The organism is Hymenobacter sp., from assembly GCF_031398885.1.
Classification (GTDB): domain Bacteria; phylum Bacteroidota; class Bacteroidia; order Cytophagales; family Hymenobacteraceae; genus Hymenobacter.
The window spans coordinates 67,983-90,729 of sequence record NZ_JANNOD010000040.1 but is presented as its reverse complement, the minus strand read 5'-3'; the positions used below and the strand labels follow the sequence as shown (position 1 = coordinate 90,729).

The following is a 22,747-nucleotide window of genomic DNA, read 5'->3' as shown; positions in this document are numbered from 1 at the left end:
CGAGAGCTGCCTCGGCGCTGCGTTGCGCTTTGCACCGCATGTCACGCTGCTGGCGCAGGCCGATGACGAGGTCGAGGATCTCCCGTGGAGAGGGGGCACCGGTCCCGCCCTGGCGTCAGACTCCCCTCTCCTTGGGAGAGGGGGTCAGGGGGTGAGGTTGACGCCGGAACGAGGCAGGACCGTTTTGTTATTTCAAACAGCTTCTAAACAAAAACACCCTTTCTTTTCAAGGAAGAATTCGCCCGCCCAAACCTCACCAACTCATGCAGCTTAAACCTTTGTTCACTTTCCTTTCTGGCTTGGCCAAGCACAACGAGCGGCCCTGGTTCCAGGAGCGCAAGGCCACCTACGACCAGCTGCGCGGGCAGTTTGAAGAGGACGCGGACTTCTGGTTTCAAGAATTGGCCCTGCTCGACCCGGCGCTGGCCGGGCCCGAGGGCAACAAAAACCTGTTTCGCATTTACCGCGACGTGCGGTTCAGCAAGAACAAGGATCCGTACAAAACGCATTTTTCGGCCTACTTCAACGCCAGCCGGGCCAAGGAAGTGGACGCCCCCGGCTACTACCTGCAGCTGGGCCCTAACGGCCAGACGATGGTGGCCGGCGGCCTCTACCAGCCCGATAAAGCCCAGCTGGCCGCCATCCGGCAGGAAATCGACTACAATGCCGACGCGCTAAAAGCCGTGGTGGCCGCCCCCGACTTCCAGCGCTACTTCGGCCGCATCACCGGCGACAAGCTCAAGAAAGGCCCCGCCGGCTACCCCGCCGACCATCCCGAAATCGAGCTGCTGAAGCACAAAAGCTTCACCGCCTGGTACGAAATGCCCGATGCCGACGTGCTTAGCCACGAGGACTTTCGGGCTCACGTGTTGGAGGTGTTCCGGGCCATGGTGCCGTTTTGCCAGTACCTGCGCAGCGCCGTAGCGCCCTAGCACCATTTCGGAATCGTGGTATCGACTCCGGCCGGGCTGACCTCACCCCCGGCCCCTCTCCTGTGGAGAGGGGAGCCAGCCAACCGGTACACTGAATGCAAAACTGCCCTAGGCAAGCGCGCCGCAGAGGCGCTTGCCGCGCTGCGGGGCTACCACGTCAGCAATTCCTGCTCGTGGCCGGCGCGGAAGAGGGCGCTTTGCTTTTTGGCGCCGGCTTCGACGTTGACGATGTTGACCTCGTCGCCGAACACGTCCAGCAGCACGGCCTGGCGCAACTGCACGGCGGGCAGCGGGCCGGGCAGCGGCACTTTGCAGTAAAACCAGTAGCCGTCTTTTTCGGCCTGCATGCCCAGCACCTGCAGCGGCAGCGGGGCGCCGGTGGGCGTGCTCACTTGCAGGGTGCGCTGCAGGTAGGCCGTGGCCAGCACCAGGGCGCGGGGCCCGGGCGCGGCCAGGCTCACCGGCGTGGGCTGGCCCCGGGACAGGGCTTTTTCAAAGTCGTCGGTAAACACCTTCACCGACAGCTCCAGTTGCTGCTTGACCGCGTTGTAGCGCAGCTCGGTGAGCGTGGCGTGGTAGGCGTGGAAGGCCCGGGCCGTAGTGGCCAGCAAGACGCCCGCGACGAGAACCAGGAAAAAGCGCATCAGTTGCTGAGAGTTGGCGGGAGAGCGGCGCAAGGTGGAATGGGCGCTGGTTGAAAAGAAGCCGAAATAGCGGGCCCGTTGTAGAGACGCATAATTGCGTCTCGTCGTCTGCGCCATCATTGGGCAATGGCAAGACGCAACTATGCGTCTCTACAACGTTTCAGCGACAGCTAGCCTTGAGGCCATTAACTGCTAAAACAGCTTCATCACCTGTTTGAACACGATGACGTAGGCCATCAGGGCCAGAATCAGGACCGTACCCACCCGCTGGGCGCCTTCCAGGAAGGCATCGGAGGGCTTGCGGCGCAGCACCATCTCGTAGAGCAGGAACACCACGTGGCCGCCGTCGAGGGCCGGAATGGGCAGCAGGTTCATGAAGGCGAGCACCATGCTCAGGCCCGCGGCCAGCCCCCAGAAGTGCTGCCAGTCCCAGGTGCCGCCGAACTGCTGGGCAATTTCCACCGGCCCGCCCAGGCTTTCGGAGGCCGAGATTTCGCCCCGGCCGATTTTGGCAAAGGCCCGGGCCTGCAGGCCGATGACGCCAAAGGCCTTGGTGACGCCCTGCGGAATGGCTTCGGCCAGCGAGTACTCGCGGGTGCCGAGCTTGAGCGTGGACTTGCGCTCGAAGCCGATGCGGCCCGAGCTGCTCACCTCAATGGCCAGCGGCACGGTTTGGCCGTTGCGCCGCACGATAACCGAGGTTTTTTTGCCCTTGTTGGCTAGCAGGGCGGCCTGCAGCTCGTCGAAGAAGAGCACGGGCCGGCCGCCCACGGTCGTAATCTCGTCGCCGGCCAGCAGGCCCGCTTTGGCCGCGGCACCGCCGGCCACCACGCGCTCCACGGCGAAGGTTTCGCGGGGGCGTACCAGCAGGCTGTCGGCGCTCTGCTTGCCGAACTTGTCGAGGAAGTTTGCCGGAATTTTGATGTCCTCCAACTGCCCGTTGCGCTCCACGGTGTAGTAGGAGTTGTCGCCCATGATGACGTCGGGCCGGTACACGTCGTCGAACTCGGTGAACGGGCGGCCGTTGATTTTCACGATTTTGTCGCCGGTGCGGAAGCCGATTTCGCGGCCCAGGCCGTTGGGCAGGATGCCGTAGCGGGCCTCCGAGGCCGGCAGAAACACGTCGCCGTAGTGGAAGGTCATGGCCGCGAAAATGGCAATGCCGAGCACCACGTTCATGATGATGCCGCCGAGCATGACCAGCAGGCGCTGCCAGGCCGGCTTGCCGCGGAACTCGTCGGGCTTGGGTGGCCCGGCCAATGAGGAGGCGTCCTGGGTTTCGTCTATCATGCCGTGAATCTGCACGTAGCCGCCGAGCGGGAACCAGCCAATGCCGTATTCCGTCTCGCCCACCTTCTTTTTGATGAGGGCGAAATTTGCCACCGTGGGCATCGGAAATAGAAAGTCGAAGAAGATGTAAAATTTATCGACCCGGATTTTAAACAGCTTGGCGAAGGCAAAATGGCCGAATTCGTGCAAGCCAACGAGTATCGAGAGGGCCAACACCAGCTGGCCAATCATGGTGAGAATTTCCAACGGGGTAACGAACTAGTGATGAAGGGAAGTAGTGACGGAAGCAAACAAGAACGTCATGCTGAGCTTGTCGAAGCATCTCTACCGGGGTAGTAATCCCAATCGGGTGAATTTAGTTGCGCGATAGAGATGCTTCGACTCCGCTCAGCATGACGTTCTTTTAGCCTGCTCATAACAAAGAAACAGCCAGCCGCCGCGTCTCCGCGTCGGTGGCCACCAAATCGGCCAGCCGCGGCTCCGCAAGGTACGAAACCCGCGCCAGGCACCCCGCCACCAGGTCCGACATTTGGCGGAAACCCACCTGCTCGCGCAGGAAGGCGGCCACGGCTACTTCGTTGGCGGCGTTGAGCACGCAGGGCGCGTTGCCGCCGCGGCGCATGGCCCCAAAGGCCAATTCCAGGTTCGGGAACGCGGCCCGGTCGGGCGCCTCAAAGGTGAGGCTGGGGTAGTCGAGGAAGGAGAAGCGCGGGAAGGCGTTGGCCAGCCGGTGCGGGTAGCCCAGCGCGTACTGAATGGGCAGCTTCATGTCGGGCAGGCCGAGCTGGGCCTTGAGCGAGCCGTCGCGGAACTGCACCAGCGAGTGCACGATGCTCTGCGGGTGCACCACCACGTCAATCTGCTCGTTCGTAAGCCCAAACAACCACTTGGCCTCAATCACCTCCAGGCCCTTGTTCATAAGCGAGGCCGAGTCGATGGTGATTTTGGCGCCCATCTCCCAGTTGGGGTGCTTCAGGGCCTGGGCTTTGGTCACGGCCTCCAGCTGCTGGGCCGAGCGGCCGCGAAACGGACCACCCGAAGCGGTGAGGATGATTTTCTCGATGGGGTTCTGCTCCTCGCCCACCAGGCACTGGAAAATGGCCGAATGCTCGGAGTCGACGGGCAGCAGGCGCACCCGGTGCTGCCGCACGAGGCCGGTGATGAGCTCGCCGGCCACCACCAGGGTCTCCTTGTTGGCCAGGGCAATGTCCTTGCCCGCGCGGATGGCGGCCACCGTGGGCAGCAGCCCGGCGTAGCCCACCAGAGCGGTGAGCACCATGTCGATTTCGGGCCGGGTGACGACTTCGGCCAGGGCCGCCGCCCCGGCCACCACTTCGGTTTCGGGCTGGTCGGCCAGCGCCGTTTTCAGGGACTGGTACAAGTTCTCATCGCCGATAACGACCACGGCGGGCCGAAACTCCCGCGCTTGTCGGGCCAGCAGCTCCCACTGCCGCTGGGCCGTGAGCACCGCCACCCGGAACCGGCCAGGCTGCTGGCGCACCACCTCCAGCGCCTGCGTGCCGATGGAGCCCGTGGACCCGAGCAGGGCCAGCGTTTTTACTGTATTGTCTTTGACCATAATGCTACCAACACGGAAACGCCGCAAAAGTACGGCGCCCCCGGGTGGCCCGGCTCAGGGCCGGCGCAGGGTGGCGGCCACGAGCTGGTGGATGCTGGCCACGATGGCGCCGGCGTCCTGGGCCACGGCGTCGGTGAGCGGCGCGGGGCCGGCAGGGGGCGTTGCGTGCTCGACCAGGGCCGTGAGGTGGGCCAGCTGCTCGGCGATGGCCCGGTAAATCAGTTCCCAAAAAACGGCCGTGATGCCGGAATGAGGGCCCAGCGAGCGGCGCAGCTCCAGCAGGCTCATGACCAGGCCGGCCACCTGGCCCAGCAAGCCGCGCTCGGCCGGCGTGAAGCTGCGGGGCGGGCCGTCGAAGAGGCACAGCGAGCCAATGTTGTGGCCGTCGGGGGTGCGCAGGCTGTGGCCGGCGTAGAAATGCAGGCCCAATTGCTGAACCAGCGCGATGTCGACGCCCGGGGCGCTGGCCGTGGCCAGGTCTTCGAACACGGCGGTGTCTGCCTGCAGAATGGTGGCCGAGCACAGGCTCTGCGCGCGCGGAATGCGCTCCGGGGCCACCGGCAGGTTGTAGGGCGCCTTAATCAGCACCTCGTTTTCCTCCACGATGGACAGCATGGCGTTGGACACCCGAAACAGCCGGGCGGCGGCGGCCACCACCTCGTCCAGCACGTGCTCGCTGCGCCCGTCCAGAAGCTGGTAGCGTTCCAGCGCGCGGAGGCGGGCCGCATCGTCGGCCGGAATCAAGGAGGGAGGCGTGGTAGTCAAAGCAGGGCGAAGAGCGGGCAATCTACTGAAAAATGTGAGTCGGTGATAAAAAAATACCGGCGGCCGGGTCGGGCCCGTGGCGGGCGGGCCGGGTGGGGCGTTGCGCGGCCATTTCGGGTCAAACCGAACGTGTTGGGGCCGCCCGCACGGTAAAAAAATTCGGCTTGCCCGCCGCGCAGAAACGCGGACGTCCGGGCCGGCCGCCGGCCGCCCCGCGCCGCCCGCTACCTTTGAAGCCGTGCTTTCTTCGCCTGCTTTCGACTACGACGTGGCCATCATCGGCGCGGGCCCGGCGGGCACGGCCTGCGCCCTGGCCCTGCGCCACAGCGGCCTGCGCGTGGCGCTGCTCGACAAGGCCCGGTTCCCGCGCGACAAGGTGTGCGGCGACGCCATCCCCGGCCACGCGCTCAAGGCCCTGCGCCAGCTCGACCCCGCTTTTGCCGACAGCCTGTGGCAGCTGGAGCCACTGGATGCCGTGCGCCAGTCCAGACTGGTGGCCCCCAACGGCGGCAGCCTCGTGCTGGAGTGGAAGCTGCCCAGCTTCAGCTCGCCCCGCGCGACGTTCGACGAGGCCCTGCTGACCCTGGTGCGCACCCACGCCGCCCGCACCGTCATCCTCGAAAGCACGGCGCTCAGGGACCTGCGCCTGGAGGCGGACCACGTGCGCCTGCTGCCCGCCCAGGGCCCCGAGATTACCAGCCGGCTGGTGATAGGCTGCGACGGGGCCCACTCGGTGGTGGGCCGCAAGCTGCTGCCCGAGCCGCGCCTGGCGCGGGCCCACCACTGCGTGGGCGTGCGGGCCTACTTCGAAAACATTGCCGGGGCCGAGAGCGGCACCACCGAGTTTTTCCTCACCCGCGACTACCTGGCCGGCTACTGCTGGCTGTTTCCGGTGGGGCAGGGGCGCTACAACGTGGGCCTGGGTATGCTGGCCGAAGTGGTGGCGGCGCACAAAGTCGACCTCAAGCAAACCCTGCTCCGGCTGCTGGCCACGCACCCCGCCCTGGCCGGCCGCTTCGCCGCGGCCCGGCAGCTGGGGCCCGTGGTGGGCTTCGGGCTACCGTTGGGCGGGGGGCGCGTGCGGCCCATCAGCGGCGCGCGGTTTCTGCTCTGCGGCGATGCGGCCTCCCTCATAGACCCGCTGCAGGGCCACGGCATCGATACGGCCATTCAAAGCGGTATTCTGGCCGCTGCCCAAGCGGCGGCGTGCTGTGCGCAGCGGGATTTTAGCGCCGCCTTCACCGCCCAATACGATGCGCAAATAGCCGAAAAAATTGGCCGCAAGCTGGCCAAGAGCTACCGCCTCATGCGCTTCCTCAGCACCAAGCCCTGGCTGGTGGACGCCGCCGTGCGCTTGGCGCGGGTGCCGGGGCTCAAGCCCTGGGTGCAGCGGGCGATAGGGTAGGGAAGAGGGCGGGAACGGAACCAACCAATAATTTGGGCTGCGGAAAAATGCCGCGCAGCAAGGAGGAGTACTGACAGCGGCTCTGAAGCGAGGGCTTCGATTACCAAGCGGGCAGCCGCTTCGTAGCTTTTCGACAGCAAGCCGCCACCCTTCACTCGCAAGCACCGGCGTTACGCGAACATGCCCACCGCATTCTTACTAGGCAAAGCCGTCTTCCCCATCAGAAACACATCAACTTCCCGCGCCGCCTCCCGGCCTTCCGAAATGGCCCACACCACCAGCGACTGGCCCCGGCGCATGTCGCCGGCCACGAACACGCTGGGGCGGGTGGTTTGGTAGGCCGGCTCGGCGGCGCGCACGTGGCCGTGCTCGTCCAGCGCCACGCCCAGCTCGGTGAGCAGGCCATCCGCGCGCGGACCGGTGAAGCCCAGGGCCAACAACACGCGCTGGCAGGGGATTTCGCGGTCGGAATTCGGCACGTCCTCGAAGCGCAGGCGGCGGCCCAGCACGTCGGTTTCCCAGGTCACGTCGCTCACGAGCAGGGCGCGGAGTTGGCCGGCCTCATCGGCCAGAAAGGCTTTGGTGTTGATGCCCCAGTAGCGCTGGCAGCCTTCTTCGTGGGAGCTGCTGCTGCGGAAAATGTGGGGCTCCTGCGGCCAGGGCGTGTGGGCGGGCCGCTCGGCGCCGGGCCGGTGCATGAGGGCAAACTGCGTGACGGAGCGCGCCCCCTGGCGGTTGGCCGTACCCACGCAGTCGGAGCCCGTATCGCCGCTGCCGATGACCACCACGTCTTGGCCGGTGAAAACCAGCGGCTCGTGGTCGATGGGCAGCTCGCTCACCCGGCGGTTGTGCTGGGTGAGGTAGTCCATGGCGAAGTAGATGCCCGGCAGCTCGCGGCCAGGAATTCGAAGGTCGCGCGGCACGCTGGCGCCCCCGGCCAGCACCACGGCGTCGAAGCCGCGGGTGAGCTCGGCGCCCGGCAGGTCGCGGCCGATTTCGGTGTTGCAGCGGAATACGATGCCGTCGTCTTCCAGCAGCTGAATGCGGCGGTCAATTACCCATTTATCCAGCTTGAAATCGGGGATGCCGTAGCGGAGCAGGCCGCCAGGCTGGTCGTCGCGCTCGAATACCGTGACCGAGTGGCCGGCCTTGGCCAGCTGCGCCGCCGCCGCCAGCCCGGCCGGCCCCGAGCCTACCACCGCTACCGTCTTGCCCGATTTCAAGATTGGCGCGGTCGGCTGCACGTAGCCTTTCAAGAAGGCAATTTCGATGATGTGTTTCTCGATTTCCTCGATGGCCACCGGCGCGCTGTGGATGCTGAGCACGCAGGCCGCCTCGCACGGCGCCGGGCAAATGCGGCCGGTGAACTCCGGGAAGTTGTTGGTGGCACTGAGAATCTGGTAGGCGTCTTCCCACTTTTCCTCGCGCACGGCGTCGTTGAATTCGGGGATGATGTTGCCCAGCGGGCAGCCCGCGTGGCAGAACGGAATGCCGCAGTCCATGCAACGGGCCGCCTGCTGCGTGAGCTGTCCTTCGGAGTAGGTGCCGACAAACTCGCGGTTGTGGGCCACGCGCTCTTCCGGGGCCGCCTTGGGCGGTAGCTCGCGGCTGAATTCCTTGAAACCGGTGGGGTTGGGCATGGTATTGGGTTAATTGATTGTTCGGGCGGCGCTGGCGGTTCACCTCACCCCCTGACCCCCTCTCCCGCGGAGAGGGGGCACCGGTTATGCTTCGTGTGGAAATCGCCTGGCCCCCCTCTCCGCGGGCTTCGCGCTTGTAGCGAACCGGGGCTGGGGGTGAGGTGAACCGCAAGGGCGGCATTATCCCACCTCCGCGTAGCGCGCCCTCTGCAGCACTTTCTTGTATTCGCTCGGGAACACCTTCACAAAGCGCCCGGCTTCCTCGCTCCAATTATCCAGCAGAAAAGCGGCCACCTGGCTGCCCGTCAGCTGCACGTGCTGCCGCAGCAGCGCCTGAATCTGGTCCTCGTCGTCGGCGTCGAGCGGGTCAAGCTCCACCATTTCGGGGTTGCAGTTGGGCGGGAAGGTGCCGTTTGGGTCGTACACCCAGGCGATGCCGCCGCTCATGCCGGCGGCGAAGTTGCGGCCCGTCTGGCCCAGGATGAGGGCCCGGCCGCCGGTCATGTACTCGCAGCCGTGGTCGCCCACGCCCTCCACCACGGCGGTGGCGCCGGAGTTGCGCACCGCGAACCGCTCGCCGGCCTGCCCGCGCACGAACAGCGCGCCGGAAGTCGCGCCGTACAGCGCCACGTTGCCGATGATGATGTTTTGCTCGGGTACAAACCGGGCTTCCGCCGCCGGGAAAATGGCCAGCTGCGCGCCGCTCAGGCCCTTGCCCACGTAGTCGTTGGCTTCGCCTTCGAGGGAAAAAGACAGCCCGCGCACGCTGAACGCACCGAAGCTTTGCCCCGCCGAGCCGCGAAAGCGGTAGTTAATCGTGTTGTCGGGCAGGCCGGCGGCGTGGTAGTGCTTGGCAATTTCATTCGAAAGCAGCGTGCCAATGGTGCGGTCGGTGTTGTGGACCTCGAACTCGCCGAAAACCGGCGTTTGCTCGTGCAGCGCCGGCCGGGCGTGTTCGAGCAGCTGCCAGTCGAGGATGTGGTCGAGGCCGTGGTCCTGGGCCTCGCTGTGGTAGAGGGTGCCGCCGGAAATGTTGGCGGCCGGGTGCAGGATGCCGCTCAGGTCGAGGTGGCGGGCTTTCCAGTGGGTGATGCCTTCGCGCACTTTCAGAAACTCCGGCCGGCCCACCATCTCGTTGACGGTGCGGAAACCCAGCGTGGCCATGATTTCGCGCAGCTCCTCGGCCAGGAACCGAAACAGGTTCACGATGTGCTCGGGCTGGCCGGTGAAGAGCTTGCGCAGCTCCGGGTCCTGGGTGGCCACGCCCACGGGGCAGGTGTTGAGGTGGCATTTGCGCATCATTACGCAGCCGCCCGCTACCAGCGCCGCCGTGGCCACGCCCCATTCTTCGGCCCCCAACAGGGCGGCTACGGCCAGGTCGCGGCCGGTTTTCAGTTGGCCGTCGGCTTGCAGCACCACGCGGCTGCGGAGCTGGTTGCGCACCAGGGTCTGGTGGGCTTCGGCCAGTCCCAGCTCCCAGGGCAGGCCGGCGTGCTTGATGGAACTGACCGGCGAAGCACCGGTACCGCCGTCGTAGCCGGCAATGAGAATCACGTCGGCGTGGGCCTTGGCCACGCCGGCCGCGATGGTGCCCACGCCCGCCTTGCTCACCAGCTTCACGTTGATGCGGGCGGCGCGGTTGGCGTTTTTCAGGTCGAAAATGAGCTGCGCTAAATCCTCAATCGAGTAGATGTCGTGGTGGGGCGGGGGCGAAATCAGGCCGACGCCGGGCGTGGCGTGGCGCACCCGGGCAATCCACTCGTCCACCTTGTGGCCGGGGAGCTGGCCGCCCTCGCCGGGCTTGGCGCCCTGGGCCATCTTGATTTGCAGCTCGTCGGCGTTGGTGAGGTAGTGGGCCGTGACGCCGAAGCGGGCGGAGGCCACTTGCTTGATGGCCGAGCGCATGGAGTCGCCGTTGGCCATCTGCTCGTAGCGCAGCGGGTCCTCGCCGCCCTCGCCGGTGTTGCTCTTGCCGCCGATGCGGTTCATGGCAATGGCCAGGGTGCTGTGCGCCTCGTGCGAAATCGAGCCAAACGACATGGCCCCGGTGGCGAAGCGCTTCAGGATGCCTTCGGCCGGCTCCACTTCCTCCAGGGCAATGGCCTCGCGGTGGTGGGCAAAATCCAGCAGGCCGCGCAGCGTGAACATCTGCCGGGTTTGCTCGTTGATGAGCCCGGCGTAGCGCTGGTAGGTGGCATAGTTATTCGTCCGGGTGGCGTGCTGGAGCAAATGCACCGTTTCGGGGTTGAACATGTGCGCCTCGCCGCGCCGCCGCCAGTGGTAGAGGCCGCCGTCGGGCAGCAGGGTTTGCTCCTCGGGCGTCGTGCTTTTAAAACCCTGGAAGTGCTTGTAGAGCGTTTCGCGGGCAATTTCATCGAGCCCCAAGCCGCCGATGCGCGTCACCGCGCCGCAGAAATAGGCGTCCACCACGGCCTGGTTGAGGCCCAGAATCTCGAATACCTGCGCGCCGTGGTAGCTCTGCAAGGTCGAAATTCCCATTTTCGAGAAAATCTTCAGCAGGCCGTCGCACGCGGCCTTGATGTAGTTGTCGGTCAGCTGCGCGTTGTCCGGCGCCGTGGCAAACTGGCCGGCCTCGTGCATGGTGCGGATGGTGGCCAGCGCCAGGTACGGGTTGATGGCCGTGGCCCCAAACGACAGCAGACAGGCAAAGTGGTGCACTTCCCACACGTCGCCGGCCTCCACCACCAAGCCCACCGAACCCCGGAAACCCAGCTTAATCAGGTGGTGATGCACGGCCGACACGGCCAGCAGCGACGGAATGGGCGCGTGCTCCGAATCCACGGCGCGGTCGGAGAGAATCAGCACCTCAAACCCATCGTTCACCGCATCCTCGGCGTAGCGGCAGAGGCGGGCGAGGCCGTTTTCGAGCGCGCCGGGCTTGCCGTCGGCCTTGAAATACGTTTGCAGGGTTTTGGCATTGAACATGCCCGTGTCGATGCTGCGGAGCTTTTCCAGCTCGTGGTTGCTCAGGATGGGCTGGCGCAGGGCCACGCAGTGGCAGTGGTGCTTGTCCTCGTCGAGGATGTTGCCGTTGTTGCCCAGAAAGGTGGCCAGGCTCATCACCAGCCGCTCCCGAATGGGGTCGATGGGCGGGTTGGTGACCTGGGCAAAAAACTGCTTGAAGTAGCTGCTCAGGTGCTGGGGCTGGTCGGAGAGCACGGCCAGCGGCACGTCCACGCCCATCGAGCCGATGGGTTCCTTGGCTTCCAGCGCCATGGGCGTGATGAGCGCGTCAATGTCCTCGCGGGTGTAGCCGAACACCTGGTGATACTTGAACACCGACTCGGCGGCCAAATCCGTGAACATCTGGCGGGGCTCGGGCAACTCTTCCAACCGAATCTGGTACTCGTTCAGCCACGCTCCGTAGGGCTGGCGGCCGGCGGCCTGGGCCTTCAGCTCCTCGTCGGTGACGATGCGGCCCGCCACGGTGTCCACGAGCAGCATTTTGCCGGGCTGGAGGCGGCCTTTTTGCACCACGGTGGCGGGGTCAATGGGCAGCACGCCGGCCTCGGAGGCCACCAGCACGCGGCCGTCGGTGGTTTCGAGGTAGCGCAGGGGGCGCAGGCCGTTGCGGTCGAGCATGGCCCCAATCATCCGCCCGTCGGTGAAGAGCAGGGCCGCCGGGCCGTCCCAGGGCTCCATAAACGTGGCATGGAACTCGTAGAACGCCTTTTTAAGCGGGTCCATCTGGGTGTTGCCGTCCCAGGCCTCGGGCACCAGCATCATCATTACGTGCGGCAGCGGGCGGCCCGAGTGCAGCAGGATTTCCACCACGTTGTCGAGGCAGGCCGAGTCCGACTGCCCGGCATCGACCACCGGCAGCAGCATGTCCATCTCCTCGGCCGAGAAGTAGGGCGACACGTAGTTGCGCAACCCGGCGTAAAACCAGTTCAGATTCCCGCGTAGCGTGTTGATTTCGCCGTTGTGCGCCAGGAAGCGGAAGGGCTGCGCCAGCTTCCAGCTCGGGAAGGTGTTGGTCGAAAATCGCGAGTGCACCAGGCCGAACGTGGAAACCACCCGCTCGTCGCTCAGGTCGGGGAAGTAGCCGCGCACCTGGTACGTGGTCAGCTGGCCCTTGTAGACGATGGTTTTGCAGGAGAGCGAGGCGCAGTAGAACACGTCCATCGCGGCCGGTACCGTTTCGCGCACCGTCTTAAAAATCAGGCGCCGCAGCACGTAGAGCTTGCGCTCGAAGTCGTCGGGGGTGCTGATGCCGGCCGGTCTTCCGAAAAATACCTGCTCCATCACCGGCTCGGCGGCCAGCGCCGTGGGGCCGATGCCGGCCGGGTTCACCGGCACTGGCCGGTAGCCCAGCAGCGGAAAGCCCAGCCGCGCCGCCGCGCCGTTGATGACCGTGCGGCAGGCCTCGCGCAGGGTGGTGTCCTTGGGCAAAAAAGCCATACCCACGCCGTAGCTGCCCGGCTCGGGCAGGCGGATGCCGTGGGCCACGCACTCCTCCAGCAGGAACCAGTGGGGGATTTGGAGCAGCAAGCCGGCCCCGTCGCCGGAGTCGGCATCGCAGCCGCAGGCGCCGCGGTGCTCCATGTTTTCGAGCATGGTCAGCGCGTCGGCAATGGTCTGGTGCGTCTTGCGGCCGTTGAGGTAGGTGATGAAGCCGGTCCCGCAGGCGTCGTGCTCAAATTCGGGACGGTACAGGCCCGGAGCCGGGTTTGTCGCGTGCATCGGGAGTGCTAAATTCGGGCGGAAGGAAGTGGCCGGGCGCCGCCTCTCATCCCGGTTGGGAAGGAAATCAGCCGGCGGGCCACGGCTTTTTGCAATTTCCGGCGGCCCCCGGCGGGCCGAAACGCCATTTGCCTCCACTGTACTATTTCTGGGCCGGCGAGCTGAAGGACAATGGTTTGAGAATGAGTGAGCTGCGCGGAATAAGCGTACAACGTCAAACCAGTTTCGTGGCGGCCGGCCTCGGGGCTACTTCAACGACGCGAAGTTGCGCTGCATGATTTCCTGCACGGGCCGGTTCTCAATCTTGCTTTCGAGCCAGGAGATGATGTCGAGGTACATGAACGGCCGCCGCTCGAACGGATTCGCGGAAATGGCAATCAGCCGGGTTTTCAGCGCGACGAAGGCACTTTTCAGCTCCCGGGGGTTCACGTTGCCCAGGGTCCGCAAAAACTGAAAAATGGCCACCTGCATCTGCTGCTGGTCGTTCATCTTGCCCAGGAAGCGGTACACCGACTTCACCTGGTGGTCCAGGCTTTCGTCGCGCCCGGCTTCGTAGTGCGCAATCAGGTTCAGGATGCGGGCAAAGCACTGAATGTCCTCGCGCAGGGCGCTGTCTTTGAATTGAATAATTTTGGTCAGGTACTCAATGGCCTTGTTGAAATCGCCGCTGCCGAAGTACAAGCTGGCAATCTTGTAGTAAAACACCATGAGCCGGTGCGGGTCGAGTTGCTGCTGAAACTGCGCGAGGTTGGCCAGCAGCGGCGGCACGATGGCCAGCCCCTCGGTGAAACGCCCGCGCATGAAATAGGCGTTAATCCGGTTGGTGTAGATGTAGAGAAAAAGGAGCATTTCGATGTTCGGATTGGAGCGCCGGTTGGGGTTGGCCGCAAAAGCTTCGAGCGTGGCCAACACCCGCTGAAATTTGCTGTAGTAGAGCAGGTTGTAGGAAGTGATGAGCAGGTTGTGCAGGCCCTTGAGGTAGAGCATCGTTTGCTGCTCGCGGATGGCGGGGTGGCGCTCAAACAAGTCGACCCACTTCTGGGCGTAGCGGTAGCAGGCCAGGAAGTTCTGGGCGATGGTGTGGTACCACACGTGGGCCTGGTAGTAGTAGAGCTGCTCGAAAAAGTCGGCGTGGCGCATGTCCACGTGCGCCAGGGCCGACCGGAAAAACCCGGTCAACCGCTCAAAATCGGCCTGGTTGCGGGCGTGGCCGATTTGCAGGTAGAAGCCGTACATGCGCAGCGCCAGGTTGGAGAGCACGTGCTGCTGGCCCACGTGCTCGACCAGCGCCAGGGCCTCGGTCGACAGCTCCTGGGCGCGGCCCCGCAGGCTGCGGGTGATGTACTGGGCCTCGATGAGCTTTTCAAAGTCGAGGGCTTGCAGGGTCACGTGGCTCATGCCCACCTGCTGGGCGGCCGTTTTCACACGCTCCAGCATGCGCAGGCTTTGCTGGTAGAGGCCGCGGTTGTAGAGCACGCGGGCGTAGTCGAGCTGTTCGCGCAGCTGAATGTCGAGGTTCTGGCCGGCGTGGTACATGCGCAGGCTGGCCAGCAGCTGCCGGTAGAGGTTGGCCTTGAGGTTGGCCAGCTGCACTTTTTTGATGGCCGGCACCTGGGCCAGCACCCGTTCGTCGTCGTAGTGCGCGGCGCCGTCAAGGGCACCGAAAAGTTGCAAGAACTTCAGGCCCTCGCTCGCCCCTTGCCGCTTGGCAAACAACCGGAAATGTCGTTTTTCGGAGCGGGTAAGCGATTTTATCAAGTGAAAAACCGGGTCATTGTTTTCGTTTGGCATCGTAAGCCGGTGTTGTTTTATGCGTTGACTATCAGCTAATGTGCAGATATCTTCCTGCCTGGAGATAGTAAGCCGTCTCGAAACGTGTTTTCGGCGCGCGCTGGGCCTCCCTAAAATTGCACTTGCTGGCCGGCTCCAAGCGCGGGCTGCGCCGGCCCTGCTTCCCCGCGTGCGGCCGTCAGGTTTTGCCGCTTCCGCTCGGCGCAAGCTAAGCACGAACGCGCGGCCCGGGCTTCGGCCCGCGCTGCCACTTTCGCCCCCCGGTCGCCGCGCTTTGGCCCGTCGTTCACGCCATCAGCAGCCAGCCGCGGGGCTGAAAGCGCCTGCTTGCCCGCCAGGAACCAGCCTTTCGCAGCCCCGCGCTCGAAAAGGCTTTTTGCCGGCCGATGCCGTGTAACCAACCCGTTGCCTCATGTATTTCGACCACAATACCCGCGTTTTTCCGGACTATACACCGCCGCGAGCCTGAAAAAAGTGGCGCGGGCGGCGCGCAACCCCAAGGGCGTCGTCTACAAAACGCCGCTGCGGCAAAACCGCGGCCTCGCGCTCCCCACGGGGCCACGGTGCTGCTGAAGCGCGAGGACCTGCGGGGGTGCGCTCCTAATAAAATCCGGGGCGCGTACCGCAAGATGAGCCCGCGGCCGGCCAAAGCCGGCGGGCGCGAAACCAGGTGCGCCAGCGCTGGCCCCGCGCCCTGGGCGTGGCCCACGCCGGCCAGCCGCTACGCGGCGTCTTTTTGCCCGCCCAAACGCGCGCGGATTTTGCCCCGCCGGGGCCATGTGCGGCCGCCCGCGCTACAGGTTGGATTTTGTAATTTATTTTTCATTAAGCCATTAATAAATAAATGCTTGCAAAAGAGCCGACGGGCATTGGAAATAGTAAGCTGCCCAAAAATTAGTTTTCGGCCACTGGCCGCAGCGGTGTACTTGCGAGCCACAGTGTAGTGCCCCGCACCGCGACCCCCATGGCCAGCCATAACATTCAAATCTTCGACACCACCCTGCGCGACGGCGAGCAAGTGCCGGGCTGCAAGCTGAACCGCGACGAGAAGCTGGTGATTGCCCGGCAGCTGGAGCGGCTGGGGGTGGACGTCATTGAGGCCGGCTTTCCGGTGTCGAGCCCCGGCGACTTCGAGGCCGTGCGCGCCATTGCGGCCCAAACCCGCGAGGCCACCGTCTGCGGGCTGTCGCGGGCCGTGGAAAACGACATCCGCGTGGCCGCCGCCGCCCTGGAGCCCGCCCGCTACCCGCGCATCCACACTGGCATCGGCACTTCCGACCTGCACATCCGCTACAAGCTGCTGAGCACGCCCGACGAAGTGCTGGCCCGCGCCGTGGCCGCCGTGCAGCTGGCCAAGTCTTTTGTGGAGGACGTGGAATTTTACGCCGAAGACGCCGGCCGCACCGACAACGAGTTCCTGGCCCGCGTGTGCGCGGCCGCCATCCGGGCCGGGGCCACGGTGCTCAACATCCCCGACACCACCGGCTACTGCCTGCCCGAAGAATACGGCGCGAAAATTCGTTTCCTGCGCGAAAACGTGGCCGGGATTCACGCCGTGACCCTTTCGACGCACTGCCACAACGATTTGGGCCTGGCCACGGCTAACTCCATCGCCGGCGTCATCAACGGCGCCCGCCAGATTGAGTGCACCGTGAACGGGGTGGGGGAGCGGGCCGGCAACACCGCCCTCGAAGAAGTGGTGATGATACTGCGCCAGCACCCCTACCTCGCCCTCGACACCCGCATCAACACCCCGCTGCTGGCCGAAACCTCGGCCCTGGTGGCCCACCTGATGAGTATGCCGGTGCAGGCCAACAAGGCCGTGGTGGGCGCCAACGCCTTTTCGCATTCCAGCGGCATCCACCAGGACGGCGTCATCAAGCACCGCCAAACCTACGAAATCATGAACCCGCGCGACGTGGGTGTGGCCGACTCGTCCATCGTGCTCACCGCCCGCTCGGGCCGTGCCGCGCTCGCCTACCGCCTTCAGAAAATCGGCTACGACTTCGACCGCGACGGCCTGAACCGCGCCTACGCCTCGTTCGTGCAGCTCGCCGACCGCCAGAAAGAAGTGGTCGACGACGACCTGCACGCCCTGGTGGAGCAGGAGCAGCTGGTGAGCGCGGGGTAAACGACTAAATGGTTAGTCAACCACCAAAACAAGGACGTCATGCTGAGCGGAGCCGAAGCATCTCGCTTGCAGCAGTAATTCATTCGATTGGATTACTACCCCGAGTGAGATGCTTCGACTCCGCTGCGCTGCGCGCTGCATGACGTTCTGATGCAGTTTCATTTCCCTCCTTCTCAAAATCCCACCCCCCTCATGCCTAAGACCTTATTTGATAAAATCTGGGAGGCGCACGTGGTCAAAGCCATTCCTGGTGGTCTGGAGGTGTTTTACATCGACCGCCACCTCATTCACGAAGTCACCAGCCCGCAGGCGTTTGACGAGCTGCGCGGGCGCGGGCTGCCGCTGCTGCGCCCGGCCCAAGTCGTGGCCACGGCCGACCACAACGTGCCCACCCGCCACCAGCACCTGCCCATCGAGGACCCCATTTCCCGCTCGCAAGTGGACAAGCTCACCGAGAACTGCGCCGCGTTCGGAGTTGAGCTGTTTGGGCTGGGCCACCCCAACCAGGGCATCGTGCACGTCATCGGGCCCGAGCTGGGCCTCACGCAGCCGGGCATGACCCTTGTGTGCGGCGACAGCCACACCTCCACGCACGGCGCGTTCGGGGCCGTGGCCTTCGGCATCGGCACCAGCCAGGTGACGCAGGTGATGGCCACCCAGTGCCTGCTGCTGAGCCGGCCCCGGCGGATGCGCATTACGGTGGACGGCGCGCTGCGGCCCGGCGTCACGGCCAAGGACTTGATTCTGCACGTCATTGCCCAGCTCGGCACGGGTGGGGCCACGGGCTACTTCGTGGAGTACGCCGGCAGCGCCGTGCGCGCCCTGAGCATGGAAGGCCGCATGACGGTGTGCAACATGAGCATCGAGATGGGGGCCCGCGGCGGCCTCATCGCCCCCGACGCCACCACGTTTGCCTACCTGGCCGGCCGGCCCTACGCCCCGCGGGGCGCGCGCTGGGACGCGGCCCTGGCCTACTGGCACACGCTGTATTCGGACGAAGACGCCGTGTTCGACCAAGAGCTGACGTTTGAGGGGGCGGCCATTGCCCCGATGATTACCTACGGCACCAACCCCGGCATGGGCATGGCCCTCACCGGCCGCATTCCGGCCCGGGGGGCCGAGGGCGAAGCCGCCAGCTTCGACCAATCGTTGAAGTACATGGGATTTCAGCCCGGCGAGTCGCTGCTGGGCAAGGAAATCAATTACGTCTTCATCGGCAGCTGCACCAACTCGCGCATCGAGGACTTGCGCGCCGTAGCCGCCTACGTGCAGGGCAAGCACAAGGCCGCGCACGTCGAGGCCATCATCGTGCCCGGCTCAAAACAAGTGGAAAGGCAGGCCATTGCCGAGGGCCTCGACCGGATTCTGGCCGCCGCCGGCTTCGAGCTGCGCGAGCCCGGCTGCAGTGCCTGCCTGGCCATGAACGACGACAAGATTCCGGCCGGCGCCTACTGCGTGTCCACCTCCAACCGCAACTTCGAGGGGCGGCAGGGGCCGGGCGCGCGCACGCTGCTGGCCTCGCCGCTGGTGGCCGCCATCACGGCCGTGGAGGGCCGCATTGTCGACATCACCCAGTACCTGAATTGATGACCCAGCAAAACGACGTCATGCTAAGCTTATCCGATTTTAAATACTACCAGGGCGGCATCATTGACTGGATAAAGTACGCCGGCGGGCTGAGCCGGCCGCCGCAGCCCGGCGGCGAGGCCCCGCCGCCCGCCCCCGCCGCCCTCATTTCCCCCGAATTGCCCACTACTGCCCATGGACCAGTTTCAGACCCTGCGCTCGACGGCGGTGCCGCTGCCGTTTGAGAACATCGACACCGACCAGATTATCCCGGCCCGGTTCCTGAAGGCCACCACCCGCGAGGGCTTCGGGGCCCACCTGTTTGCCGACTGGCGCTACGCGGCCGACGGCCAGCCCAAGCACGGCTTCGTGCTGAACGACACCCGCTACCGCGGCCGGATTCTCGTCGCGGGCCAGAATTTTGGCTGCGGCTCCAGTCGCGAGCACGCCGCCTGGGCACTGCACGACGCCGGGTTCAGGGTGGTTGTCTCCAGCGGATTTGCCGACATCTTTCGGGGCAATGCCCTGAACACTGGTTTGCTGCCCCTGCAAGTGTCGGCCGCGGTGCTGCACCGCCTGGTGGCGCGCGTCACGCATTACCCCAGCACCCAGCTCGTGGTCGACTTGCCGGCCCAGACGCTCACCGTGCCGGTGTGGGAGGAAAGCATCGCCTTCGAGCTGGACCCCTACAAAAAAGAGTGCCTCCTCAACGGCTACGACGACATCGACTACCTGCTCAGCCAGCAGGCCGCCATCTCCGCCTACGAACAACACCGCCCATGGACCTTTTGAAAACTCCCGTCAGCAAGCGCATTGCGGTGCTGGCCGGCGACGGCATCGGCCCGGAGGTGTGCGGCGAGGCCGTGCGTGTGCTCGAGGCCGTGGCCGAGCGGTTTGGCCACCACTTCGCGTTCGACCACCGGCTGATGGGCGCCTGCGCCATCGACGCCACCGGCGTGCCCCTGCCCGATGCCACCCTCGACGCCTGCCACCGGGCCGATGCCGTGCTGCTCGGCGCCATCGGCGACCCGAAATACGACCACGACCCCGGCGCCCCGGTGCGCCCCGAGCAGGGCCTGCTGGCCCTGCGCAAAAGCCTGGGCCTCTACGCCAACATCCGCCCCGTGACGGCCTACGAGCAGCTGCTGGAGTTTTCGCCCCTGCGCGCCGACCGCATCAGCGGCACCGATTTGCTCATTTTTCGGGAGCTGACCGGCGGCGTGTATTTCGGCGAGAAAGGCCGCCGGCCCGACGGCACCGCCTTCGACAACTGCACCTACCACCGCGACGAGATTGCGCGCATTGCCCACCGGGCTTTCCGCGCCGCCCAGGGCCGCCGCCGCAAGCTCACGCTGGTGGACAAGGCCAACGTGCTCGAAACCTCCCGCCTCTGGCGCGAGGTGGTGCGGGAGCTGGCGACCGAATACCCCGACGTGGCCGTCGATTACCTGTTCGTCGACAACGCGGCCATGCAGCTGATTCTGAATCCGCGGCAGTTCGACGTGGTGCTGACCGAGAACATGTTCGGCGACATTCTTTCCGACGAGGCTTCCGTGATTGCCGGCTCGCTGGGGCTGCTGCCCTCGGCCTCCATCGGCGACGGGGCCGCGCTGTTCGAGCCCGTGCACGGCTCCTACCCGCAGGCCAAGGGCAAGGGCATTGCCAACCCGCTGGCCGCCATCCTCTCGGCCGCCATGCTGCTCGACCATTTCGGGCTGGCCGAAGAAGCCCGCGCCGTGCGCGCCGCCGTCGAAAACGCCCTCAACGAGCAGGTGCTTACCCCCGAGCTGAACAACACTGCGGCTTACACCACCGAGCAGGTGGGCAGCTTCGTGGCCTACGGCGTGCTCGATTTGGCGGACTGCCACCTGCACCACGGCAACATCGCCGACGGCAAAAGCACAATTATCTAGCCGGCCCCAAACCCCGCGCGGCCCAGAGCCGCCGGAAATCATTGCGGGGGCCGAGCCAGGGCCGTGGCGAGGCCGAGTGTGGCAGTACGGCCGTTGGCTGCTACCTTGCCCGCCTGTCTTGTCCCCGCGCGGACCCGCCGATGGAAAGCCCGCTGCCCCTGCTCTTTGCCCTGATTGCCGGCACGGGTCACGCCTTCGAGCCCGACCACCTGCTGGCCGTGGGCAACCTTGTTTCGCGGCGCGACACCCTGGCCGAGGCCCTGCGCGACGGCGTGTACTGGGGCCTGGGCCACACCACTACCCTGGTCATTGCGGGGGCCCTCATTTTGCTGGGCCGCGTCACGTTCCTCACCTCCGGCTATTTCGAAGCCGCCGTGGGCCTGATGCTCGTCGTTCTGGGCCTCGGCCGCCTGCTCGGCCAGCGCCGGCCCGCCAAGGTGCGGCCCGGCGTGGCGCCGCCGCGCGTGGCCTACGCCGTGGGCCTGCTCCACGGCCTGGCCGGCAGCGGCGCGCTGGTGCTGCTGGTGATGAGTGAAATCCGCAACCCGTGGCTAAGCGTGCTGTATTTCGCGGTGTTCGGCCTGGGTTCTATCCTGGGCATGTTCGTTGTGGCCGGGCTGTGCAGCGTGCCCTTCACCCGGCGCATGAGAATCAGCCGGAGGTTGAAATTCACTACCGTTACGCTGTCGTCGCTGCTGTGTATCGGGTACGGCGGGTGGATGATATGGGGGAATATCTGACGTGCGCTCACGTGCGCCTCACCCCCTAGCCCCCTCTCCGAAAAGGAGAGGGGGAACCAGATTCTAGCTCTAGACCTAAATTTATCATCCTGAAAAGCCGCCTCTAAAAACTAAAACTAGTCCCCCCTCTCTCTTTCGGAGAGGGGGCTAGGGGGTGAGGCGAACGCCAGAACAACTATGCATTTAAGCCCCAAAGACCTCGACAAGCTCGTTCTCCACCAGGCCGGCTTCGTGGCGCAGAAGCGCTACGCCCGCGGCCTGCTCCTGAACTACCCCGAAGCCCTGGCCCTGCTCGCCACCCAGCTGCTGGAGTTCATCCGCGACGGCGAGCGGGTGGCCGTGCTCATGGACAAGGGCAAGCAGCTGCTGGGCCTGGCCGACGTGCTGCCCGGCGTGGCCGACATGCTCCACGAAGTCCAAATCGAAGGCACCTTCCCCGACGGCACCAAGCTCGTGACCGTGCACCACCCCATCTGCCGCGAAACCGGCGATGCCGCCCTGGCCCTCTACGGCTCTGGCCTGACCCGAACCGCTCCCACGGCCGCGCCCGACAACGCCAGCCACCCCCAGCCCGGCGAGTACCAGTTAGCCGACGGCGAAATTATACTGAATGAAAGCCGCGCCACGGTGGACGTGGACGTCGTGAACATGGGCGACCGGCCCGTGCAGGTCGGCTCGCACTATCCTTTCTTCGAAACCAACGCGGCGCTGCACTTCGACCGCGCCGCCGCCTACGGTTTCCGCCTCCACATCCCGGCCGGCACGGCGGTGCGCTTCGAGCCCGGCGAGCGCAAGCGCGTGCGCCTGGTGGCCCTGGCCGGCGAGCGCCTCGTGTACGGCGGCAATGGGCGGATTGATGGGCAGCTGGATGATGCTGGAAAGAAGCAGCAGGCGCTGGAGAAACTAGGGTAATAATTGTCTCCTTTGTGCTCACAACAAACCTCAAATCAATCAACAATGAATTACCAAGCAAGCCTAAGCCACCTGAGCAGCCTGTTTTTGAAGCATGATTTCAAAGGCCACCAAGTTAATAATCGCAAACATGCTGTTACAACGGAGGTAGACCGATGCCAAAATGGAAGTATAATCAGCATCACTTTTCCTGGCTATAAAGCCACTTCCGAAAAACCAGATTATAGAGTGGATATTACCAGAGATGGTGTGACTACTTCTTTATCTCATGCAAACATTATTGTTGATATTTTCAACAAGTGTATTAATGGAGGTATGAGCATTGCAAATCTGGGGCAAGCTCTACAAGACCAAGCTGGCAATTGTGCTTTGGATTATACTGAATTAGCTAAGCTACTCCCGTACACTCCGGTTCAGCCCTCAAAGGAGCTTCTTGCAGAGGCTAAAGCAGCGCACGCCGGTAAACCCTATAATGAAAGAGGAAACAGCTGGGATTTAACTATTGAAGAGTTATTCAAATCTATCAAATGGATTGTTATACAAGAAGACATTAATTACCCAATTTCTAAAGGCTATTTGGGGCGCAAAATGCCTTATGGTCGCTACTTAGAGGCGATTCATGTTCTTCAAGGAAAAGGCCATTCTTTACAAGAGGTTATCCAACGGGCACTCTCTCATTTTAGACCTCAAAAATGGGCTGATATGAGCTATGATTTTGAGGCAAATATTCGCTAA

17 protein-coding genes are annotated in these 22,747 nt (G+C 64.6%); 10 read left to right on the top strand and 7 right to left on the bottom strand.

Annotated features, from left to right (window positions below):
* Window positions 1–263: 263 nt before the first annotated feature.
* On the top strand, window positions 264–932 hold the full coding sequence (locus tag RMO51_RS07190; protein WP_310393336.1) for a DUF2461 domain-containing protein: 669 nt from the start codon (window positions 264–266) through the stop codon (window positions 930–932).
* Window positions 933–1,081: 149 nt separating this feature from the next.
* On the opposite strand, the gene RMO51_RS07185 is transcribed toward RMO51_RS07190, so the two are convergent.
* The 4 genes from RMO51_RS07185 to RMO51_RS07170 form a co-directional block, all read right to left on the bottom strand.
* Window positions 1,082–1,576 carry a DUF6702 family protein gene (locus RMO51_RS07185; protein WP_310393334.1) on the bottom strand — a complete coding sequence of 165 codons (495 nt, stop codon included), beginning with the start codon at window positions 1,574–1,576 and terminating at the stop codon, window positions 1,082–1,084.
* 192 nt (window positions 1,577–1,768) lie between these two features.
* The gene (gene rseP / locus RMO51_RS07180) at window positions 1,769–3,112 is read right to left on the bottom strand and encodes an RIP metalloprotease RseP (protein WP_310393332.1); all 1,344 of its coding nucleotides are present in this window, start codon (window positions 3,110–3,112) and stop codon (window positions 1,769–1,771) included.
* Between the two features lie 166 nt (window positions 3,113–3,278).
* Window positions 3,279–4,445 carry a 1-deoxy-D-xylulose-5-phosphate reductoisomerase gene (locus RMO51_RS07175; RefSeq protein WP_310393330.1) on the bottom strand — a complete coding sequence of 389 codons (1,167 nt, stop codon included), beginning with the start codon at window positions 4,443–4,445 and terminating at the stop codon, window positions 3,279–3,281.
* 54 nt (window positions 4,446–4,499) lie between these two features.
* Window positions 4,500–5,210, bottom strand: a complete 711-nt coding sequence (locus RMO51_RS07170; protein ID WP_310393329.1) for a GAF domain-containing protein — start codon at window positions 5,208–5,210, stop codon at window positions 4,500–4,502.
* Between the two features lie 238 nt (window positions 5,211–5,448).
* Here RMO51_RS07170 and RMO51_RS07165 point away from each other — a divergent pair, with 238 nt between their 5' ends.
* Window positions 5,449–6,615 (top strand): geranylgeranyl reductase family protein, encoded by a 1,167-nt coding sequence (locus tag RMO51_RS07165; protein ID WP_310393327.1) that lies wholly within the window; start codon window positions 5,449–5,451, stop codon window positions 6,613–6,615.
* 170 nt (window positions 6,616–6,785) lie between these two features.
* Here RMO51_RS07165 and RMO51_RS07160 read toward each other — a convergent pair whose 3' ends face one another.
* The 3 genes from RMO51_RS07160 to RMO51_RS07150 form a co-directional block, all read right to left on the bottom strand.
* On the bottom strand, window positions 6,786–8,255 hold the full coding sequence (locus RMO51_RS07160; RefSeq protein ID WP_310393325.1) for a glutamate synthase subunit beta: 1,470 nt from the start codon (window positions 8,253–8,255) through the stop codon (window positions 6,786–6,788).
* Between the two features lie 180 nt (window positions 8,256–8,435).
* Complete coding sequence (gltB, locus tag RMO51_RS07155) at window positions 8,436–12,959, bottom strand: glutamate synthase large subunit (protein ID WP_310393323.1); 4,524 nt, start codon at window positions 12,957–12,959, stop codon at window positions 8,436–8,438.
* Between the two features lie 246 nt (window positions 12,960–13,205).
* Entirely contained in the window at window positions 13,206–14,717 is a 1,512-nt protein-coding gene (locus RMO51_RS07150) for a hypothetical protein (RefSeq protein WP_310393321.1), read from the bottom strand.
* Window positions 14,718–15,714: 997 nt separating this feature from the next.
* Here RMO51_RS07150 and RMO51_RS07145 point away from each other — a divergent pair.
* The 8 genes from RMO51_RS07145 to RMO51_RS07110 all read left to right on the top strand — a co-directional run bounded on the left by RMO51_RS07145 (window position 15,715) and on the right by RMO51_RS07110 (window position 22,747).
* Window positions 15,715–16,881 carry a 2-isopropylmalate synthase gene (locus tag RMO51_RS07145; RefSeq protein ID WP_310393319.1) on the top strand — a complete coding sequence of 389 codons (1,167 nt, stop codon included), beginning with the start codon at window positions 15,715–15,717 and terminating at the stop codon, window positions 16,879–16,881.
* 192 nt (window positions 16,882–17,073) lie between these two features.
* Window positions 17,074–18,468, top strand: coding sequence for a 3-isopropylmalate dehydratase large subunit (gene leuC, locus RMO51_RS07140; RefSeq protein ID WP_310393317.1), 1,395 nt, complete (start codon window positions 17,074–17,076; stop codon window positions 18,466–18,468).
* The gene (locus tag RMO51_RS07135; protein WP_310393316.1) at window positions 18,468–18,692 is read left to right on the top strand and encodes a hypothetical protein; all 225 of its coding nucleotides are present in this window, start codon (window positions 18,468–18,470) and stop codon (window positions 18,690–18,692) included. Before leuC ends, RMO51_RS07135 begins: the two co-directional genes overlap by 1 nt.
* Window positions 18,643–19,239, top strand: a complete 597-nt coding sequence (gene leuD, locus RMO51_RS07130; RefSeq protein ID WP_310393315.1) for a 3-isopropylmalate dehydratase small subunit — start codon at window positions 18,643–18,645, stop codon at window positions 19,237–19,239. The genes RMO51_RS07135 and leuD overlap by 50 nt, the downstream gene beginning before the upstream one ends.
* Window positions 19,227–20,360, top strand: coding sequence for a 3-isopropylmalate dehydrogenase (gene leuB, locus RMO51_RS07125; RefSeq protein WP_310393314.1), 1,134 nt, complete (start codon window positions 19,227–19,229; stop codon window positions 20,358–20,360). The genes leuD and leuB overlap by 13 nt, the downstream gene beginning before the upstream one ends.
* A gap of 140 nt (window positions 20,361–20,500) precedes the next feature.
* The gene (locus RMO51_RS07120) at window positions 20,501–21,100 is read left to right on the top strand and encodes a HupE/UreJ family protein (protein WP_310393312.1); all 600 of its coding nucleotides are present in this window, start codon (window positions 20,501–20,503) and stop codon (window positions 21,098–21,100) included.
* A gap of 177 nt (window positions 21,101–21,277) precedes the next feature.
* Window positions 21,278–22,012: an urease subunit beta gene (locus RMO51_RS07115; RefSeq protein WP_310393309.1), complete on the top strand. Its 735-nt coding sequence runs from the start codon at window positions 21,278–21,280 to the stop codon at window positions 22,010–22,012.
* A gap of 45 nt (window positions 22,013–22,057) precedes the next feature.
* Complete coding sequence (locus tag RMO51_RS07110) at window positions 22,058–22,747, top strand: hypothetical protein (RefSeq protein ID WP_310393308.1); 690 nt, start codon at window positions 22,058–22,060, stop codon at window positions 22,745–22,747.

What these genes read in the sequence shown, in the direction of transcription:
- RMO51_RS07190 (WP_310393336.1), top strand. Translation starts at nt 264, where the DNA reads ATGCAGCTTAAACCTTTGTTCACTTTCCTTTCTGGCTTGGCCAAGCAC.
- RMO51_RS07185 (WP_310393334.1), bottom strand. Translation starts at nt 1,576, where the DNA reads ATGCGCTTTTTCCTGGTTCTCGTCGCGGGCGTCTTGCTGGCCACTACG.
- RMO51_RS07175 (WP_310393330.1), bottom strand. Translation starts at nt 4,445, where the DNA reads ATGGTCAAAGACAATACAGTAAAAACGCTGGCCCTGCTCGGGTCCACG.
- RMO51_RS07160 (WP_310393325.1), bottom strand. Translation starts at nt 8,255, where the DNA reads ATGCCCAACCCCACCGGTTTCAAGGAATTCAGCCGCGAGCTACCGCCC.
- gltB (WP_310393323.1), bottom strand. Translation starts at nt 12,959, where the DNA reads ATGCACGCGACAAACCCGGCTCCGGGCCTGTACCGTCCCGAATTTGAG.
- RMO51_RS07145 (WP_310393319.1), top strand. Translation starts at nt 15,715, where the DNA reads ATGGCCAGCCATAACATTCAAATCTTCGACACCACCCTGCGCGACGGC.
- leuC (WP_310393317.1), top strand. Translation starts at nt 17,074, where the DNA reads ATGCCTAAGACCTTATTTGATAAAATCTGGGAGGCGCACGTGGTCAAA.
- RMO51_RS07135 (WP_310393316.1), top strand. Translation starts at nt 18,468, where the DNA reads ATGACCCAGCAAAACGACGTCATGCTAAGCTTATCCGATTTTAAATAC.
- leuD (WP_310393315.1), top strand. Translation starts at nt 18,643, where the DNA reads ATGGACCAGTTTCAGACCCTGCGCTCGACGGCGGTGCCGCTGCCGTTT.
- leuB (WP_310393314.1), top strand. Translation starts at nt 19,227, where the DNA reads ATGGACCTTTTGAAAACTCCCGTCAGCAAGCGCATTGCGGTGCTGGCC.
- RMO51_RS07120 (WP_310393312.1), top strand. Translation starts at nt 20,501, where the DNA reads ATGGAAAGCCCGCTGCCCCTGCTCTTTGCCCTGATTGCCGGCACGGGT.
- RMO51_RS07115 (WP_310393309.1), top strand. Translation starts at nt 21,278, where the DNA reads ATGCATTTAAGCCCCAAAGACCTCGACAAGCTCGTTCTCCACCAGGCC.
- RMO51_RS07110 (WP_310393308.1), top strand. Translation starts at nt 22,058, where the DNA reads ATGAATTACCAAGCAAGCCTAAGCCACCTGAGCAGCCTGTTTTTGAAG.